This window comes from Candidatus Binataceae bacterium, assembly GCA_035294265.1.
Classification (GTDB): domain Bacteria; phylum Desulfobacterota; class Binatia; order Binatales; family Binataceae; genus DATGLK01.
This window is the reverse complement of the sequence record DATGLK010000102.1, coordinates 73,256-90,182: the sequence shown is the minus strand read 5'-3', so window position 1 is coordinate 90,182 and position 16,927 is coordinate 73,256. Positions and strand designations below refer to the sequence as shown.

The 16,927-nt window shown below is 61.5% G+C and carries 15 protein-coding genes and 1 tRNA gene; 12 read left to right on the top strand and 4 right to left on the bottom strand.

The genetic code is table 11. The annotated features are described in order from the left end of the window. Nucleotides 1–128 precede the first annotated feature (128 nt). Together VKV28_16040 and VKV28_16035 are read right to left on the bottom strand one after the other, a co-directional pair. Entirely contained in the window at nt 129–1,076 is a 948-nt protein-coding gene (locus tag VKV28_16040) for a hypothetical protein (GenBank protein HLH78314.1), read from the bottom strand. Between the two features lie 148 nt (nt 1,077–1,224). Continuing rightward, nucleotides 1,225–1,977: a dienelactone hydrolase family protein gene (locus VKV28_16035; GenBank protein HLH78313.1), complete on the bottom strand. Its 753-nt coding sequence runs from the start codon at nt 1,975–1,977 to the stop codon at nt 1,225–1,227. Nucleotides 1,978–2,114: 137 nt separating this feature from the next. Between VKV28_16035 and VKV28_16030 the strand changes: the two genes are divergently transcribed. From VKV28_16030 to VKV28_16020, 3 genes are all read left to right on the top strand, one after another. Then, nucleotides 2,115–3,731 (top strand): AAA family ATPase, encoded by a 1,617-nt coding sequence (locus tag VKV28_16030; protein HLH78312.1) that lies wholly within the window; start codon nt 2,115–2,117, stop codon nt 3,729–3,731. A 243-nt stretch (nt 3,732–3,974) separates the two neighbouring features. Next, nucleotides 3,975–4,937 carry an ornithine cyclodeaminase family protein gene (locus tag VKV28_16025; protein HLH78311.1) on the top strand — a complete coding sequence of 321 codons (963 nt, stop codon included), beginning with the start codon at nt 3,975–3,977 and terminating at the stop codon, nt 4,935–4,937. A 13-nt stretch (nt 4,938–4,950) separates the two neighbouring features. Next, nucleotides 4,951–5,265, top strand: a complete 315-nt coding sequence (locus VKV28_16020; protein HLH78310.1) for a carboxymuconolactone decarboxylase family protein — start codon at nt 4,951–4,953, stop codon at nt 5,263–5,265. Between the two features lie 16 nt (nt 5,266–5,281). Here the strand turns inward: VKV28_16020 and VKV28_16015 are convergent, their stop codons facing one another. Next, nucleotides 5,282–6,358 carry an AI-2E family transporter gene (locus VKV28_16015; GenBank protein HLH78309.1) on the bottom strand — a complete coding sequence of 359 codons (1,077 nt, stop codon included), beginning with the start codon at nt 6,356–6,358 and terminating at the stop codon, nt 5,282–5,284. A 154-nt stretch (nt 6,359–6,512) separates the two neighbouring features. Here VKV28_16015 and VKV28_16010 point away from each other — a divergent pair. From VKV28_16010 to VKV28_15975, 8 genes are all read left to right on the top strand, one after another. After that, nucleotides 6,513–6,587 (top strand) — tRNA-Val (locus VKV28_16010). Nucleotides 6,588–6,666: 79 nt separating this feature from the next. After that, complete coding sequence (gene thrS / locus VKV28_16005; GenBank protein HLH78308.1) at nt 6,667–8,583, top strand: threonine--tRNA ligase; 1,917 nt, start codon at nt 6,667–6,669, stop codon at nt 8,581–8,583. A 151-nt stretch (nt 8,584–8,734) separates the two neighbouring features. After that, a complete protein-coding gene (infC, locus tag VKV28_16000; GenBank protein HLH78307.1) occupies nt 8,735–9,232 on the top strand; it encodes a translation initiation factor IF-3 in 498 nt (165 codons plus the stop codon). A gap of 10 nt (nt 9,233–9,242) precedes the next feature. After that, on the top strand, nt 9,243–9,446 hold the full coding sequence (gene rpmI / locus VKV28_15995) for a 50S ribosomal protein L35 (protein HLH78306.1): 204 nt from the start codon (nt 9,243–9,245) through the stop codon (nt 9,444–9,446). An 18-nt stretch (nt 9,447–9,464) separates the two neighbouring features. Further along, complete coding sequence (rplT, locus tag VKV28_15990; protein ID HLH78305.1) at nt 9,465–9,830, top strand: 50S ribosomal protein L20; 366 nt, start codon at nt 9,465–9,467, stop codon at nt 9,828–9,830. A gap of 131 nt (nt 9,831–9,961) precedes the next feature. Beyond that, the gene (gene pheS, locus VKV28_15985; protein ID HLH78304.1) at nt 9,962–10,987 is read left to right on the top strand and encodes a phenylalanine--tRNA ligase subunit alpha; all 1,026 of its coding nucleotides are present in this window, start codon (nt 9,962–9,964) and stop codon (nt 10,985–10,987) included. A gap of 61 nt (nt 10,988–11,048) precedes the next feature. After that, a complete protein-coding gene (gene pheT, locus VKV28_15980; protein HLH78303.1) occupies nt 11,049–13,484 on the top strand; it encodes a phenylalanine--tRNA ligase subunit beta in 2,436 nt (811 codons plus the stop codon). A 262-nt stretch (nt 13,485–13,746) separates the two neighbouring features. Beyond that, on the top strand, nt 13,747–14,142 hold the full coding sequence (locus VKV28_15975) for a MerR family transcriptional regulator (protein ID HLH78302.1): 396 nt from the start codon (nt 13,747–13,749) through the stop codon (nt 14,140–14,142). Between the two features lie 74 nt (nt 14,143–14,216). Here VKV28_15975 and VKV28_15970 read toward each other — a convergent pair whose 3' ends face one another. Then, complete coding sequence (locus VKV28_15970; GenBank protein ID HLH78301.1) at nt 14,217–16,670, bottom strand: glycosyltransferase; 2,454 nt, start codon at nt 16,668–16,670, stop codon at nt 14,217–14,219. 19 nt (nt 16,671–16,689) lie between these two features. On the opposite strand from VKV28_15970, the gene VKV28_15965 reads away from it, so the two are divergent. Further along, a complete protein-coding gene (locus tag VKV28_15965) occupies nt 16,690–16,908 on the top strand; it encodes a hypothetical protein (protein HLH78300.1) in 219 nt (72 codons plus the stop codon). Nucleotides 16,909–16,927 lie beyond the last annotated feature (19 nt).

The following is a 16,927-nucleotide window of genomic DNA, read 5'->3' as shown; positions in this document are numbered from 1 at the left end:
GGTGGTGGACGTCCGTACCATGCGCTAAGCGGGGGCGGTGGCTTAGCTGGAGGAGGGTAGTAGAAACTTTCCGGATAACTTCCTGAAGATGCCGTGTAGTCCTTTTAGCCCCGCGGCGCGAATAGATATCACCAGGGGGTGGGCGCGAGTCCAAGACGACTCAGAAGGTCGTCGTAGAAGTAGGTGTAATAAAGGAAAATGTTCCAACCCCGAAAGGGGGCGTCGGCCCCAAACGATTGCTGATAGGCGGCACTGACTTGATACCAAGAGGATTGATAATTCAATTCATAACTTAGATAACCTGCACTTCGTCCATAGTACCCGTTATTGCTTAAATTGGTCAGCCCGCGCGCCTCGATAGCCGGGGTAAGCTGTGCCAGGTAGTTGGGCACGCGGATTCCGACAATGTCGTTGAGATAGAGAAGGCTATATTCCAGACACAAGTCGAAGCGAAAGGTCTGGTCGAAATCCGCCAACCCATAGTAGTCAGCCAGCGGCTCTTGGCCTGCGCCAACAGGCTGGATCCAGGCGATGTCGCTTTGCAGCGCGAAAGGCCGGATTAGGCGCCAGGGTAGGTCACCCAGCCCTTTGTTGAAAACCAAATAGGAATAAATCGTAAGCGGATTATCTTGGCCGATCTTGCCGAGTTGGCTTGGCGCTAGGGCTTTGACGATTAAACTAGCCATGATCTCGTGGGGCGCGTTGAGAAACAGCATGTATTTACCCTGGAGCGAGAAGAACTGGAAATTTGACGTTTGCAAGTTGGGCGCGAACAGCGCGGTATACTGGGTTCCGATCTGTAGGCTGAAACGCTCCGTCAGACGCTTTTCGATGGTAAAAGGGTCCTGAAAGATATGGCTGTCGTGATAGGCCCCGCCAAATTGCGGTACCAAAGTGATTTGGTTGTCGATATCTGCGTCCTTGACTACCAAGGGTTCGATGAAAATTCGCTCCCCGGCTTTGGGAAGAGCGCTTGAATATAAACCGGTGGCAGTGCCGTTGCTCTGAGCGCTGGCGGAGCCGACCGCGGCCAGCAGCATTCCCACAAGTAGGGTTATTATGCGGTACCTACTCATTACAGCAACCAGACGGCGTGTGCGAGCGCCGAGTGATTCGGCCCAGCTGCTGCTCACAGGAAGACTATTATTGGCTTCCCGCGCGGCCATAACCAGGGTGGGGCGACCGGCTGCGAGCCGCAAGCTATGGCCGAGCGGAACGCTCGCTTCAGCGCGTACCCAAACCCTTGCGCAGTGTCGCCAACGTGCGGGAGTGGGCCAGCGCGGCGGCGGCTGGATGGTAATGGGTGGCGCGGGCCCAGTTGTTGAAGGCGTGACCGGCGCCGGGATAGACGTAGACCTCGGCCTCGCGATGGTTGGCCAGCGCAGCGCGTACCGCCTCGCACATCGCGGGCGGGGACATTGGATCGTCCGCGCCGAAATGGATGACGATCGGGCATTGGATCGCGCCGGCTTCGTCGAGGTTGTCCTTGATGTTGCCGTAGTAGGCCGCGACGGCGTCGGGATGGTTGCGTGCGGCGGCCAGAAACGCCAGCCTCCCACCCAGGCAAAACCCGACCACGCCTACTTTGCCGGTGGATTCGGGTCGCGCACGCAGCACCGCGGCGGCATCGCCGATATCCTTGATGGTCAGGTCCAGATCCATTTTTTCCACAAACGCTCGCCCTTTGGCCAAATCGGCCGCTTCGAATCCCAACTCCACCGGTGGCGGCACCGCCGGCGCCCAGAAAGCGTCAATTTCGCCTAGTGCGGCGCTGTTTACGCGCCAGAAAATGTCGGGAGCCAGGGCCACGAAGCCCTCCTCGGCGTATTTGTCGGCAACCTCACGGATGTGCTGGTTGACCCCGAAGACTTCCTGGACGATCACCGCGCCCGGTCCTTTGCCCTTGGAAGGGGTGGCGAGGTAGCCGCGAAAACCCGAGCGTCCATCAGCAACCGGAATGTCAATCCACTGACCCATAACATCCTCCCTGGATTGTCACCTGCCGAGCGTGGACAAGTCCAGGCGCACCATAACCATCGGGCACGCACGCGCGCAAGCCGCCACTCTTGAGCGGTATCCGGGAGTTTCGGGGCTGCGCTATAATTTGGGTGGTCATGACGAATAGCGGCAAAGCGCTTCTCGAGCGTCTGCTGGAGGCGATGGCGCGGACGGAGTTCTATTCCTCTCGGCCCGAGCAGGTCGAGCGGCGAGAGACTCACATATCGTGGGTTTTCATTGCCGGCGACTCGGTGTTCAAAATTAAGAAGCCGATCAAGTTCGATTTTGTCGATTACTCAACCCTGGAACGCCGTTTCGCGATGTGCTGCGAGGAAGTCCGCCTTAACCGGCGCTTGGCCGCGGGGATTTACCTCGGCGTTGTCCCGATTATGATGCGGGGCGACGGTTTCGCTATCGCTCCCGCCTGTGACAGCCCGGTGGTGGACGCGGTTGAATACGCGGTCTGGATGCGTCGATTGTCCGAGGATAATAGCTTGGAGTCGCTGCTGCGCCGAGGGGAAGTGAATGCGGCTAAGCTGGGCCAAATCGCCGAGGTAATCGCCGGATTCCACCGCCAAGCGGCACGGGAGCAGGCTGTTCGATACGGCGGCGCGGCGGCCATTGAACGCGGGATCATGGGAAACCTGGCGGAGTGCGCCGGCTTCGTTAACCAGACGGTCTCCCCGGCCGAATTTGATGAGCTAACCCAGCGCAATCGCCAATTCCTCGAACGCCATCACGATACCTTCGATCTTCGTGCGCGTACCGGCCGGGTATGTGAGGGACATGGAGACCTGCGCTGCGAGCATCTTTACCTAGCCCCCGGCGAACAACCGGCGATTATCGATTGCGTGGAGTTCAACGAGGCCTTGCGCTACGCCGATGTCGCCTCGGACCTGGCCTTCCTGCTGATGGATATGGAGCGGCTGGGTGCGGCGGGCCAAGCCCACGCGCTTTTTGAGGCTTATCTTCACGCCAGCGGCGACGGGCAGTTGGCCGAGCTGCTCAATTTCTACAAATGCTACCGGGCAACGGTGCGGGGCAAGGTAGCCAGCCTCAAAAGCCGCCAGCCAGGGATCGCGGACCCCGAGAGTGAACGGGCCAAAAAGGTTGCAGCCAAACATTTTCAAGCGGCTGTGGGTTACGCCAGGCTGTGCGGACCCGCTTTGATCGTGGTGTACGGACTGTCTGGAAGTGGCAAATCGACGGTGGCGAAACTTCTCGCTAACCGCCTGGGCTGCGCTCATTACAATTCCGATGTTTTTCGCAAGCAGTTATTTGCAGCTCCACGCGCCACGCGCGCGGTCGGTTATCGCGAGGGGATTTATACGCCCCAGCAAACCCGCAAGACCTACGACGCGCTGCTTTCGGCGGCGCGCCAGGAACTGGAAGCAGGGCGCAGCGCGGTTTTGGACGCAAGCTTCCTGGATGAAGGCGCGCGCGTGCGCGTGGTCGAACTGGCGCGTACGGCCCGCGTGCCTTTCGTGATGGCGGAATGCACCGCATCGGAAAGCGAAATCGGTCGGCGCCTGGCGATACGCGCTCAACAACCCGATGCAATCTCGGACGCCACATTCGAAACTTACCTGCGTCAGAAAGAGGAATTGGCTCCCCTTGGCCCCGAGCTGTCGTCCCACCATGTGCTCGTGAACACCGAGCGAAGCCCGATTGACAGCGTATTGGTAATCGAGGAGGCGATCGCTAAAGGCAGCAATCGCCTGCGGCCAGCCTGATGACCAAGGTATTCGGATTCGAGCGGAGCTTCTTGCGCTATTATTTTGGGATGGGGTGCCTGATCGCCGTTCGGCGAGAGCCATACCCGACAAACCCTTAGGTGTCGTGGGGCTGAGTAGCCCTCCGACCGCGGCGGGTGGCTACCTAGCCCCTGTTCCTTTCTGCTAGCATCGGCCGCGCCGTCACCGGCGCGGGCGCTACGGCGCGCCCGGCGGATAATCCTGCAAGGCGGAGCCGAGACAATGCTGTTGCTCAAGCACGAAGATGTCTGTGCCAGCGTCTCCATGGCCGACGCGATCGAGGCCATGGAAGAAGCTTTTCGCGAAGAGGGCGAAGGAGCGGTTACCCTCCCCGCGCGCATCAACATGAAGGCTGGCAAGGGCTGGCTGCGAGTGGGCCCGGTGGCCTTGGAGCGCTCGGGCTGGAGCGGTTTCAAGGCGATGAACATGGCACCCGGGGTCGGGGTGCGCTATCAGGTCCATCTTTACAATTCGGCCAGCGGCGAGTTGCTGGCAATTATGGATGCCCAGCATCTGACCACCCTGCGCACCGGCGCCACCAGCGCGGTGGCGACGCGCCGGCTGGCTCGGTCCGGTCCCCAGGTGGTGGCGCTATTGGGGTCGGGAGTAGAGGCGCGGGCGCAGTTGGAAGCGATGGAGGCCTTGGGGATCGTCAAACGGGCGCGCGTGTTCAGTCCCACCGCGGCCAATCGCCAACGGCTGGCGGCGGATTTCGGAGTACGGATGGATATTCGCGCGGTTGACAGTGCACGCGCCGCGGTCGAGGGCTGCGACCTGGTGCTAGCGGCGGTCAAGTCAACCCAAACCGTGCTGCTGGGCGAATGGCTGCGGCCCGGGATGCACGTCAATTCGGTTGGTACCGCCCGTCGCGATCAGCGCGAGATCGATCCAGCTACCTTCAAGCGCAGCGAGATCATAGTGGTCGATACGCGCGAAGGCGTCTTCGGCGAGGCCGGAGACGCGGTCGCGGCCAAAGATACGATTTCCCCAGATCAGGTCCATGAGTTATCTGAACTGGTAGTGGGCAAGGCCCCGTGCCGCACTAGCCCAGAGCAGATTACGCTGTTCAAGTCAGTTGGCACCGGGGTCCAGGATATCGCGCTGGCGGCGATGGTTTACCGGCGGGCTCGCGAGCGCGGCCTGGGTGTGGAGATCGACGGCTTTCCGATTGTGAAACCAGCCTGAAGGAGTAAAACCAATGGCCGAAGGCAAAAAACTTACCCCGGTTGAGTATCTGGCCCAGTTCAGCCCCGGCGCCTCAGCCGCCTTTCAGTCGCTGCGCAAGGCGGTGGTTGAAGCCGGGCCCTTGGATGGCCATACCTGCGAGTTAATCGCGCTGGGCGCGTTCGCGACCAGCGGGGCCGAAGGCAGCTTTAAAACCCATGCTCAGCGCTTGCTCAAAGAGGGAGTATCAGCGGCCGCGCTGCGCCAGGCCGTGCTGGTGACCTTCGGTGCCACCACCACTTTTAGCTCAGTGGTCGCGGCGTTGCATTGGATCGACGACCTGACCTGAGCGGGCGAGCCGGGCGTCAGGCGGCTTCGCTGGCCTGGCTCTGATAGCTCTTGTTGTAGGCGCGCATCAGCGAAGCCATCACGGCGATCACCGCGGGGCCGGCGAAAATGCCGGGCAGGCCGTAGGTTTCCAATCCACCCGCGATGCCCAAAAACAGGGCTAGGGTGGGCAATCCGGTGCCCCGTCCGGTCAGTGCGGGTTTGAGCACGTTGTCGATGATGGTGACCGCCGCCAAACTCCAGATCACCAAAAAGCTGGCATGTCCCCAGCCGCGGGTCTGGAGCAGGTAAAGCCCGGCCGGCAGCCATACCAGGGCGGTGCCGCCAAAGGGAAGCAGTCCTACTACCGCGGTCAGCATCGATAACGCCACCCAATATGGGACGCCGGTCAACAATAAGCCTAGGCCGACCACCACGCCTTGCAGCAGTGCGGTCAGCATCAACCCGCGCATCACCGCCGACAAGGTGACGCGCAGGGTATCGAAGACCGCGCGCTTATCCTCCTCGTGTAAGGGAGTGAAGTTGCGGCACGTTTGGTAATAGCCTTCGCCGTCGCGCAACATGTAAAACAGAATGAGTAGCGTCAGGGCGAAATCCAGCCCGAATGCGAGCAGGTTTTTGAAGATACCGCTGATGTATTCGACCAGGGTCTGGCTGGCATACCGACTTATCTCAAGGGCGTAATAGGGCAGGTCGCGCTCGGGTTGGATACCGGCCCGAACCAGCAGGCGCTGCGCCTCCATTCCCAGGCGTGAGCGGCCAATCCACTGGGTGACTCTTGCCACTCCGCCGGGCGCCATCAGTTGTTGCGCGCGCGCTGCGAGGCTGCTGACCTCGGCGGCGAGCACGGTGAATAGCCATAGCGCCGGCAAGATCGCCACCAGCGCGACCAGGATGCTGATCGCCAAGGCGGCCAGGGTTCGATGGCGCAGGAGGCGGCGGGCTTGAACCATCAGGGGATGAAAGATGAAGGCCAACAGCATGGCCCAGACGATGGGGACCAGAAATGGCCGCAAGATAAGGTAGACTTGGTAGGCCATCAGGGCCAGCGAGCCGATAAGAAAGAGCTGAATCAACCGTTCACGGTCAAACATAAGTGCCCCGAAACCAGCGGGAGAGGTTAAAACTTAGCAGAGCAGAAGAGGCTGGCCTATCGAGTCTCTAGCGCCACAGGCAGGTGGGCGTGTTGATAGCTACGAGGAATTCTGTTAGCGATGAAACTTGGGTCCAATCCTGATGCTCATTTTCAGGCACGTAGCTCAGCGGGAGAGCACTTCCCTGACACGGAAGGGGTCGGCGGTTCAATCCCGCCCGTGCCTACCAGTTTTGTTGTTGCGATGATTTATCTCGCGGCGGGTTCCCACCCGCGCCCCAGGCGGCCCTCCTTTTATTCCGTTCGTTCATGAACCAGACTATTCGCGTAACAGTGCAGGGTGCTGTCCACGAGGTGGTCGCGGGTACTCCGGCGGCGGAGATTTTGCGCTTGCAGCCTGACGGTGTGCGTGCCATCGCGGCCCTGGTCAACGGGGTCGCGGTCGATCTATGGCGGCCGGTGACCAGCGATGCGGTGGTTGAGCCGGTAGACGAGCGCAGTCCGCAGGGGCTGGAGATTCTGCGCCATTCCAGCGCGCACTTGATGGCCCAGGCGGTCCAAAGCCTTTACCCTGGAACCCAGGTCACCATCGGACCCACGATCGAAGACGGCTTTTATTACGACTTCGCCACTCCCACCCCCTTTACAGTGGAGGATTTGCCCAAGATCGAGGCCCGGATGCGGGAGCTGGCCAAAGCGGATCTGCGGGTGGAGCGGCAAGAAGTGTCCAAGGCCGAAGCGGTTGAGTGGTTCAAAGCCGCCGGTGAGCATTACAAGGTCGAGATCCTGGCCGGAATCGAGCAGGAACGAGTGTCGATTTATCGCCAGGGCGAATGGATGGATCTGTGTCGCGGGCCGCACGTGCCCTCCACCCGCTATTTGAAGGCCTTCAAACTAACCAGCGTGGCGGGAGCATACTGGCGCGGCGACGAACATAACGCGATGCTGTCGCGGATCTACGGCACCGCGTTCGCCGACAAGGAGGCGCTGGAGGAACATCTGCGCCTACTGGAATTGGCGCGCGCCCTTGACCATCGCAAGCTGGGCCGCGAGATGGGCCTCTTCATGTTCGATCCGATTGCTCCGGGCAGTCCGTTTTTCTTACCCAAGGGAGCGATAATTTACAACGAGCTTGTCGCTTACGTGCGCCGTTTGTACCGCCGCTACGGTTTCCAGGAGGTCATTACCCCGCAGATCTTTAAAAATCAGCTCTGGCAGACTTCCGGTCATTGGGAGATGTTTCGCGATAACATGTTTCTTACCACCGACGGCGAAAATCCCGGCGGGGAGCTGGATTATGCGGTTAAACCGATGAACTGTCCCAGCCATGCCGTGATCTTCGCAGCGGAGAAGCGCTCTTATCGCGACTTACCCCTGCGCCTGGCGGATTTCGGCCGGCTCCATCGCGCCGAGCGCTCGGGTACTTTGCACGGCCTGACCCGGGTGCGTGCGATGGCGCAGGATGATGCGCACATTTTCTGCACCGACGAGCAGATCGGCGAAGAAATCGACCTCAATTTGCGGATGCTCAACGAGATTTACTCGGCCCTGGGCTTCGAGCGCATCGAACTTAAGCTGGCCACAATGCCGGTGCAACATCTGGGTGACGAGGCCTCCTGGCAGCGCACCGAGGCGACCTTGGCGCAGGCGATGGGGCGCAACGGCTTCAGTTACGAAATCAATCCGGGCGAGGGGGCCTTCTATGGCCCGAAAATCGAAATTTACGTGCCCGATGCGTTGCGGCGCAAATGGCAATTAGCGACGATTCAACTGGATTTTAACATGCCGCAGCGTTTCGACTTGAAGTATACCACCAGTAGTGGGGTGGAAACGCGGCCCGTGATGATTCATCGGGCAATTTTGGGCACCCTGGAACGCTTTATCGGCCTACTTTTGGAGCATACCGGTGGTTTACTACCCTTTTGGTTGGCCCCCGAGCAGGTGCGGGTTCTGCCGCTGAGTGAGAAGGTGGAGGCCTACGCCAAGGAGTTGGGCCTGCTGATCGAGCATGGCGGCTGGCGTGCCCATTGCGATTTGCGCAATGAAAAACTGGGATTCAAGATTCGCGCCGCCGAGTTGGCCAAAATTCCTTTCATGGTCGTGGTGGGAGAACGAGAAGCGGAATCCCGCACGGTCTCCCTGCGCCGTTTGCGGGGCGAGAAGAATGAAGCTATGAGCGTGGATAGCTTGCTTGAACTGCTTAAAGCAGAGCCCTTCCCAACCTGAAGCGATCTTATGCCACGGTCCCAGCGTACTGCGCGCCCGCTTGAATCCAGCGTCGATTTTATACAATTCATCGATCATTCAACGCTGGCTTGCCAGCAGCAGGAGGTGTCCTATCCCTAGAAATTTTAGACTTCCCCCCAATCGCGAACCTGTGACCCGCGTCAATGAATACATCCGTAGCCCCGAGGTGCGGGTAATCGACTCCGACGGACGCCAGGCAGGCGTGATGAGCGCGCACGACGCGTTGGCCCTGGCGCAGAGTCGAGGTTTGGATCTGGTCGAGGTCGCGGCCACGGCGCAACCGCCGGTATGCCGCGTGATGGACTTCGACAAGTATCGCTACACTCAAAAGAAAAAGGCGCACGATAGCCGCCGCCATGCCTCGGCCTCCGCGGTCAAGGAGGTGAAGATGGGGGCGCGCACGGACAAGCATGACCTGGAATTCAAGGTCAAGCATGTGCGCCGCTTTGTCGAAGAGGGGCAGCGTGTTAAGGTATCGATTTTTTTCCGGGGCCGTGAAATCACTCATCCCGAACTGGGGCAGGCGATACTGGCGCAGATCCTTGGCTTGGTGCAAGATATAGCGCAACCCGAGGGGAGCGCGCGGATGGAAGGTCGGAACATGTCGGTGCTGCTCACGCCCCGCTGAGAGGCGAAGGATGCCCAAGCTTAAAACCAATCGTAGCGCGGCCAAGCGCTTCCGCATGACCAAGACCGGTAAGGTCAAGCATAAGAAGGCTTATTTGCGCCATCTTAACAGTTCCAAGAATCGCAGCCGCAAGCGCCATTTGCGGCAGCCGGGAATTTTGAGTCAGGCCGATACCAAACGGGCCCGCCAGTTGGTGCCCTACGGTAATTCGTAAACCAAGGAAGTTGTTTCGATGCCTCGTACCAAAGGTGGCCCCAAATCTCATCGCCGACATAAGCGCCAGCTCAAGCTTGCTTCGGGTTATGTAGGCGGCCGAAAACTTTATCGTCAGGCGCGCAACACCCTGGAGAAAGGGCTGACGTACGCCTATCGCGATCGCAAGCACAAGAAACGGGAATTCCGCGCCTTGTGGGTGACCCGGATTAACGCCTTGGCGCGCGAGTACGGGCTCAGCTACAGCCGCCTGATCGATGGCTTGAATAAAGCCAACGTTGCCATCGACCGCAAGCAGTTGGCCGCGTTGGCAATGGAGCGCGACGGGCTGTTCGCCGAATTGGTCAATACCGCCAAAAGCGCGTTGGGGGCGGAGGCGGCTTAAACGCGAGCGTCACCTCCCGCTGCCAAAGACCATGTGGCCGCTCTCCACATGGTCTTTTTGTTGTCGGCGGCGTTACCTTCCGGCCTCCCTAGTGCAAACTGGCGGCTTAGCTTTCTGCTCAGCGAGAACTCATGAAAGAACAATTGGAAGCAATCCGAGCTCGCGCACTGGCCGAGTTGGCCGAAGATGCGCACGGGGCCCAAATTGAAGCGGTGCGGGTGAGGGTGCTGGGCCGAACCGGAGAACTGACCCAGGTGATGCGGGGGATGCGCGACCTGCCGGCCGAGCAGCGGCCGCTGGTCGGTCAGCTCGTCAATCAGATCAAACGCGAGCTGGAGGAGCGTATCGAGCAGTTGCAAGCCGAGCTGCGCCGGCGTGAGATGGAGCAGGCACTGGCAGCCGAACGGGTAGACGTGACCCTGCCGGGATTGCGCCTGCGACGCGGCCGATTGCATCCGCTGACTCAGGTCGCCAACCGGATGGTCGGATTGTTCGAAGCAATGGGCTTCGAGGTGATCGAGACCCAGGATATCGACGACGACTTCCATAATTTTTCGGCGCTCAACTTTCCTCCCGACCATCCCGCGCGCGAGATGCAGGACACCTTTTTTGTGTCCGGCGGGCTGCTCCTGCGGACCCATACTTCCAATGGGCAGATTCACGTCATGCAAAAGCGCCGCCCGCCGCTGGCCGTGATCTGCCCGGGCAATTGCTACCGGCGCGATGAATTGAGTGTGCGCGCGGCCCCAATGTTTGGGCAAATTGAGGGCTTCATGGTCGATCGCGCGGGCATCATCACGATGGCGGATTTGAAGGGTGTGTTGAGCGAATTTTTGCGCGGGCTGTTCGGCGCCGACACCAAGGTGCGCTTTCGCGCCAGCTTCTTTCCTTTCACCGAACCCAGTGCCGAGGTCGATATCGGTTGTCTGTTGTGTGGCGGGTCTGGTTGCCGGGTATGCAAACAGGCGGGATGGGTCGAGATCCTCGGCTCGGGCATGATTCATCCCCACGTTCTGCGCGCGGTCGGTTACGATCCCGAGCAATATCAGGGTTTTGCCTTCGGGGTAGGAATCGAACGGACTGCGATGCTGACGTTGGGGGTGGACGACATGCGATTGTTTCTGGACAACGACCTGCGCTTTCTCGAGCAATTTTAATGGCGCTACCCGCTCAGCAGGGACGCCACGCGCTACACCACCAGGCCAGGAACCCGAATAGATGAAACTGCCGCTTAGCTGGTTAAAGGAATATCTGGCGTTGGAGGCCGACGAGGCTACGCTTTGCCATCGCCTGAGCTTGGCCGGGCTGGAGGTCGAGAGTATCGAGCATCTACGCGCACCCTTCCGTGGCGTCACCATTGCCCGCGTGCTCGAGGTGCGCCGCCATCCTAATGCCGACCGGCTCAACCTGTGTGAGGTTGACGCTGGCGCCCACGGTCAGTTCCGCGTCGTTTGCGGTGCTCCCAACGTGCATCAGGGAATGGTCGCGCCGCTGGCTTTGGTGGGCGCCCGGTTGGGGGGCAAGGAGGCGGGAGGAGTGGAGAGCGCTCCCCCGCTGAGCGCGGCGGTTATCCGCGGAGAGCGTTCGGAGGGGATGCTCTGCTCGGGGCGCGAATTGGGCTTGTCCGAAGATCACAGCGGGATCGTCGAGCTGGATGCGCAGGCGCCGCTGGGGACCGATCTGGCGGATTTTCTGGGGCTAGACGATACCGTGCTGGATTTGGCGATTACGCCCAATCGCGGCGATTGCCTGTCGATTCTGGGTTTGGCGCGGGAAATCGGCGCACTCTTCGGCTTGACCTTACGCCAGCCGCGCTGGCGCGTGCCGCGGCCGCCCGCCGGCGTGCCACCGCCCTCGGTCGAGATTGCGTCGGCGCAGCAATGTCCGCGCTACGCCGGCTTGCGCATCGATGGAGTTATCGTGGGGCCCTCGCCGGCCTGGATGCGTCGGCGCCTGGAGCTGTGCGGAATGCGCGCAGTCAACAATCTGGTTGATGTCACCAACTATGTGATGCTTGAGCTCGGCCAGCCGCTGCATGCCTTCGACTTCGCCAAGCTGGCCGAGGGCCGAATCGTGGTGCGTCAGGCACACACCGATCGCGACTTCGTCACTCTCGACGGCGTGGCGCGCCAGTTGGCACCCACCGACCTGGTGATCGCCGATGGCCAGCGGCCCGTGGCGGTTGCCGGAGTGATGGGCGGGCAAAGTTCCGAAGTCGGCCCCGAGACCACCAGCCTGCTGATCGAGAGCGCTTACTTCGAGCCCAGCACGGTGGCGCGTACCGCGCGCCGGCTAGGGCTGCACAGCGAGGCCAGCTATCGCTTCGAGCGCGGTATCGATCGCGACGGCCAGGTAGCAGCGCTGAGACGAGCGGCCGAATTATTGACGCGTCATGCCGGTGGTAAGGTGGCCGCGCCGATTTGCGATCTTCAGCCGCAGCCTTTTACGCCTCTCGTGCTTACGTTGGACCTAGGCCGGATGGCCGCGCTGCTGGGCGTGGCGCTGCCAGGTGCGGAGGTACGCCGGCGCCTGATGCTGTTGGGGGCCAAGGCCTCCAGTACCGGTAAGGATCGCTTGGCAGTCACCGTCCCTTCCTTTCGTTCCGACTTGCGTGAGGCCGCCGATCTCGCCGAGGAAGTGGCTCGTCTAAGCGGTCTGGAGGAGATCCCCGAGCGCCTGCCGGCGCGGCCCAATCGGATCGCCGCGCGCAGCCCGATGCGTGATTTAAGTGCCAAGGCGCGGGAAATCATGCTGGGGTGTGGGTTGACCGAAGTGCATTCACTGGCTTTTGCAGCGCCCCAGGATAACCGCTTGATCGCCGGCGCCGACGATAGCTTTAACGATGGCTTGCCGGTAGTGGTCGCCAACCCGCTGTCAGCCGAATTAAGCGAGCTGCGCCTCAGCCTGCTGCCGGGATTGCTGAATGTCCTGCGCTTCAACCTAAATCGTCAAGCGTCGGCCTGCCACGCCTTCGAGCTGGCCAAGGTCTTCGCCGAGAAGTCGGGGGTACCGGCCGAACGGCTAGCCCTGGCCGGCATCGGATACGGCGATTTTATCGTGCCCGAGCTGGGGCAGCGTGCCCTGGGTTTCAACTTTGCCAGCGCCAAGGGGATTGTTGAACGCTTGTTGGAGGCGCTTGGATATACTGCCGGCGTGCGCTTCATGGCCGCAGTGCCCGCCCAGGCACCTTATCTCCATCCCGGCAAGGCCGCGCTGGTATGCTTGCGCGATCAAAGAATAGGGGTGCTGGGCGAACTGCATCCCGCCCACGCCTTTCGGCTGGATCTGCGCTTGCCCTGCGGACTGTTCGAGTTGGATCTCTCCTGTTTGGCTGGGTTGTTTTCAAGGCCGCGCCCAATCGCTGCGCCGCCACGCTATCCTGCGGTGCGTCGCGATCTGGCGCTGGTGGTCGATCGAGAGCGCAACGCCGGCGAAGTGGTCGAAAACATTCGCGCGCTCGACGTACCGTGGTTGGAGAGCGTGGAAGTGTTTGACGTTTATGCCGGCGAGGGAATTGCTCCAGGCAAGAAGAGCCTGGCTTTGGCGCTGCGCTATCGAGCCGAGCGCACTTTGACCGACGACGAAGTCAATCGCGTCCACGAAAGCTTGGTGCGCCAGGCCCTCCAGCGGCTGAATGCGCAATTGCGCCAATGATCGTCGCCTTTGGCCGCTGGTGGCTCGTGCGCAAGCCTTGTGAAATCGGGCAGTAAGCATGTAGGCTGGATAGGCGTCCGTTGGGAGCGCCCGGGCCGCGGCCTCCTCAAGCCTGAGCGGCTTGGGCGGGGGCAGTTAGCTTTCGGGTCCCGGCGGGTTCCCGGGAGGGGCTTTTTTGGACGGTAAGCTCGCCATGAATAGTCCGGGCCGCCGGACGACAAAGAAGACGCGGCGAAACAATACCAAATCAACTGCGCGAGGCTTGGCCTCGCCCTCCGCCGATCACCCGCTTAAAATTGGGGAAGCGGCCCGGCTGCTCGAAGTCAAGCCTTATGTCCTGCGCTTTTGGGAAACCGAATTTCCCCTCCTGCGCCCCAATCACACGGCTTCCAAGCATCGCCTGTATACGGTCAAGGACATCGAGGTCCTTAGCCTCATCAAGCGTCTGCTCTACGAAGAACGGTTCACGATCGACGGTGCGCGTCGGCGCTTGCGCGAGCTAGGCTATGGCAAGCGTGCCGGGTTGGAGAAGCGTCAGGCCGAGGCTGGCGTGACTACCGTGCCCAACCACTCCGGTGTGCCCAGTGGCGACCACCGCGCGCAGCTGGCCGAGATCCGGCGCGAATTGGAATCGATCTATTCGCTACTCAAAAACTAAAAGTTCCGTTCAAACCTTCTTTTTAGTCCTGTGCCTTTGCTCAACGGCTTGACGTTTACAGGACTACAGCGGTTTCAACTCTGGACCCGGCGGGGATTGGCCAGCGGCTTGGGCATCGGAGATGGGGCGCGCCAGGCGCGCCCCAGTGGGGTCAAGCCCAGTTGCTCGGCGCTGCGCTCTACCACCGCGCAGGCAAGCCGCATGGCCCAAAAGGCTTCGCACAGGACAAAGCCGGCGAAGGCCAGTTCAAATGTGAACACGAGCCGCGCCGCGAAGGCCTGCCCCGCTATAGCGCAGGCTAGCGCGCCACCCATCCCCAACGCGATCAGGACAGCGCTGAGCAGGGTGGGGTAGGGGCGAATCAACACAAGATTTCGCCGGCTGCCGCCTTCGTATTCTTCGTCGGCGGTGATGATGCGCGGATGGATGAAGGAGCCGGGACGCAGCTCAACATCCCAATTATCCCAGGTGCCCGCGTTGCGCACCCCCAGCTGGGTGCGCTGGAGCAGCTCAAGGCTTCGTGCCAACAGTTGGCCGCGCCCGATGCCAGCGTCGTTCCAATATTGCAGTCGGATACAGCGCTTGAGGGGATGCAGCTCGGGCCGTTGGCGAAGGCAGGCGGCCAGCGCGTCACGCTGAGCGCCGGCGGTATTTAGCCGATAACGCGTGCGGCTCAGGGCGCGCAGCAACGGTCCGCTGTAGGCCAGCAAGCTGGTTATCAGCCGCCCGCGCCAGTTGCGCCAAGCAAGTTCCAAGGGGGCGTGACGGCTCCAATGACAGGCCCAGATTGCGCTGGCGACCAGCATCGGCAACGCCGCGATCACAGCGGGATGAAACCATGGTCCCAGCCCCAGCAGGATCAGCGCACATAGGTTCCATTCCAGGGTCTGGGGCAGGAAACCCAGCAGCGAGGACGGTGCCTCATAAGCGGCTTCGGCTTGGGCGTCGATAGGCTGGGAGACGGGGCTTGGCCCCATCCGCTCCAAGCCCGAAATGGCACCGCTCCAACGAATCTGCCCCACGCCATTAAAGCGGTGCGGATATTTGCGATACAGCAGCGCTTCGGCCTTGCCGTAGCCGCGTTGCTGCGCGAAATAACCGCGCACGGTGGTGCGGCGCTGATGCCAAACCGCGGCGGCAGGTTGATAGCCCAGCGTCAGGCCGCTGGCCTGGGCCCGCCAGCAGATATCGACGTCGTCGCCCGCCGCGCGAAACTGGGGGTCGAAGCCACCCAGCTGCAGCAGTTCGCGACGGCGGAAGGCCAGGTTACATCCGGGCAGATGTTCAGCTCGCCGCGCTCCTATCAGCACGGGGGCAGGAGCGCCGGGGGCGACCGCGATCGCGGCTGCCACAGGCCCGGAGGTAGGTTGGGAATAATTGGGGCCGCCGCACACTGCCAGCCCGTCGGCCAGCATGGTGGCGACCAGATGGCGTAGCCAGTTGCGATCGACCACGCAATCGGCGTCGGTGAAAGCGACGATCTCGCCGCGCGCCGCGCGCACCCCGGCGTTGCGAGCCGCGGCCAAGCCACGGTGTGATTGACACAGTAGTCGCACCCCACCGTCACGCCGCGCGATCGCCGCGGTGTCGTCGCTGGAGCCGTCATCGACGACGATCAGCTCGACGCGCGGATAGTCCAACTCGTGCAGGGAGCGCAAACAGGCCGCCAAGGTGGTACCGGCGTTAGCGGCGCAAACCACCACCGACACCAAGGGCGAATCGGCCAGTGGAGGAAGTTCCTCGGCGGCGAGAAATGGCAGCTCGACTCCTGCTTGCACGCATCGAGGCTGCAGAGTCGCCCGCTCGGTCTGGGGCTGATAGGGTGCGGCCACCACTCCGGCCGCGCCTGCCCGTAAGGCCGAGGCGACTCGCACCGGCTGATCGAAGCTGCTGCCGGCCAACTCGATTATGACGGGTTGCGCTTGTGCCAGATTGTGCGCGGTGGCCACTAGCGGCGCGATCTCTGCCGAGGGCAGCGCGGGCAGCCGGGTCCACAACAGGTCTTCATGAGCACTGTGCAGTGCCCAGGTCCCAGCCAGATGGGGAGCGTGGTGACGCACGGCCAACAAGCGGCCGTTGGCCTCGGCCCGCAACGCGTCAAGTAGGCGGCCAAGGTGCAATCGAGCGCGCGCCCACTTGACCGTTGCCGGATGGGCGAAGGTTTCGAAGTCGAGCAGGAAGCCGGCCACCGCCGGATAGCCACACAACGGGCGTATGGTCGCCGCCAGTTGGACCCGTGCTGCTTCGCGCGCGGCACGGCCGGCCAACACAGCGGATGACACCGGCAGTGTGATGAAGGCGCACAGGCCGGCGGTAGCCGCCAAGTCCAGCAGCGCTTCGGCGTCGGCGGCGGCCAGCAGGAGGGCGTTGGCATGAGCCTCGGCCATGCGGGCGAATTCGGCACGCCAGCGTAACTTGGCGTTGAAGTCGGGGCGAGATTCGCGTGGCTCCAGCGGCAGTGCGCGCAGGCAAAAAGCCTGGTCGCCACGGTGCAACTGTTTACCGCTGCGGGTGATTCGAAAAGTCATCGCTGAAGCGAAGTTGGTCATGGCTCGACGTGTTAAAAGCGAAAGCTGTGCCAAAGCAAAAGCAGCTAAATCAGCGGATTTGCCCGATTTGGACGACTTGAGCTTGGCTCAATTCGGCGATGCGATTAACTTTTTGCGTCTGGTACAGTTTTACGCGAACGGTTTTGCAATTTGCCACGGTGGCGAAAAGAGGGCCTATAGCTTGGAGATCGGACGGGTGTTATATCTCCGCCAGTAACATCCTTCACCGGGGGATT

Bases quoted from the DNA above. Each gene is read 5' to 3' on its own strand.
- VKV28_16040 (HLH78314.1), bottom strand. From the start codon at position 1,076: ATGAGTAGGTACCGCATAATAACCCTACTTGTGGGAATGCTGCTGGCC.
- VKV28_16035 (HLH78313.1), bottom strand. From the start codon at position 1,977: ATGGGTCAGTGGATTGACATTCCGGTTGCTGATGGACGCTCGGGTTTT.
- VKV28_16030 (HLH78312.1), top strand. From the start codon at position 2,115: ATGACGAATAGCGGCAAAGCGCTTCTCGAGCGTCTGCTGGAGGCGATG.
- VKV28_16025 (HLH78311.1), top strand. From the start codon at position 3,975: ATGCTGTTGCTCAAGCACGAAGATGTCTGTGCCAGCGTCTCCATGGCC.
- VKV28_16020 (HLH78310.1), top strand. From the start codon at position 4,951: ATGGCCGAAGGCAAAAAACTTACCCCGGTTGAGTATCTGGCCCAGTTC.
- VKV28_16015 (HLH78309.1), bottom strand. From the start codon at position 6,358: ATGTTTGACCGTGAACGGTTGATTCAGCTCTTTCTTATCGGCTCGCTG.
- thrS (HLH78308.1), top strand. From the start codon at position 6,667: ATGAACCAGACTATTCGCGTAACAGTGCAGGGTGCTGTCCACGAGGTG.
- rpmI (HLH78306.1), top strand. From the start codon at position 9,243: ATGCCCAAGCTTAAAACCAATCGTAGCGCGGCCAAGCGCTTCCGCATG.
- rplT (HLH78305.1), top strand. From the start codon at position 9,465: ATGCCTCGTACCAAAGGTGGCCCCAAATCTCATCGCCGACATAAGCGC.
- pheS (HLH78304.1), top strand. From the start codon at position 9,962: ATGAAAGAACAATTGGAAGCAATCCGAGCTCGCGCACTGGCCGAGTTG.
- pheT (HLH78303.1), top strand. From the start codon at position 11,049: ATGAAACTGCCGCTTAGCTGGTTAAAGGAATATCTGGCGTTGGAGGCC.
- VKV28_15970 (HLH78301.1), bottom strand. From the start codon at position 16,670: ATGACTTTTCGAATCACCCGCAGCGGTAAACAGTTGCACCGTGGCGAC.
- VKV28_15965 (HLH78300.1), top strand. From the start codon at position 16,690: ATGGCTCGACGTGTTAAAAGCGAAAGCTGTGCCAAAGCAAAAGCAGCT.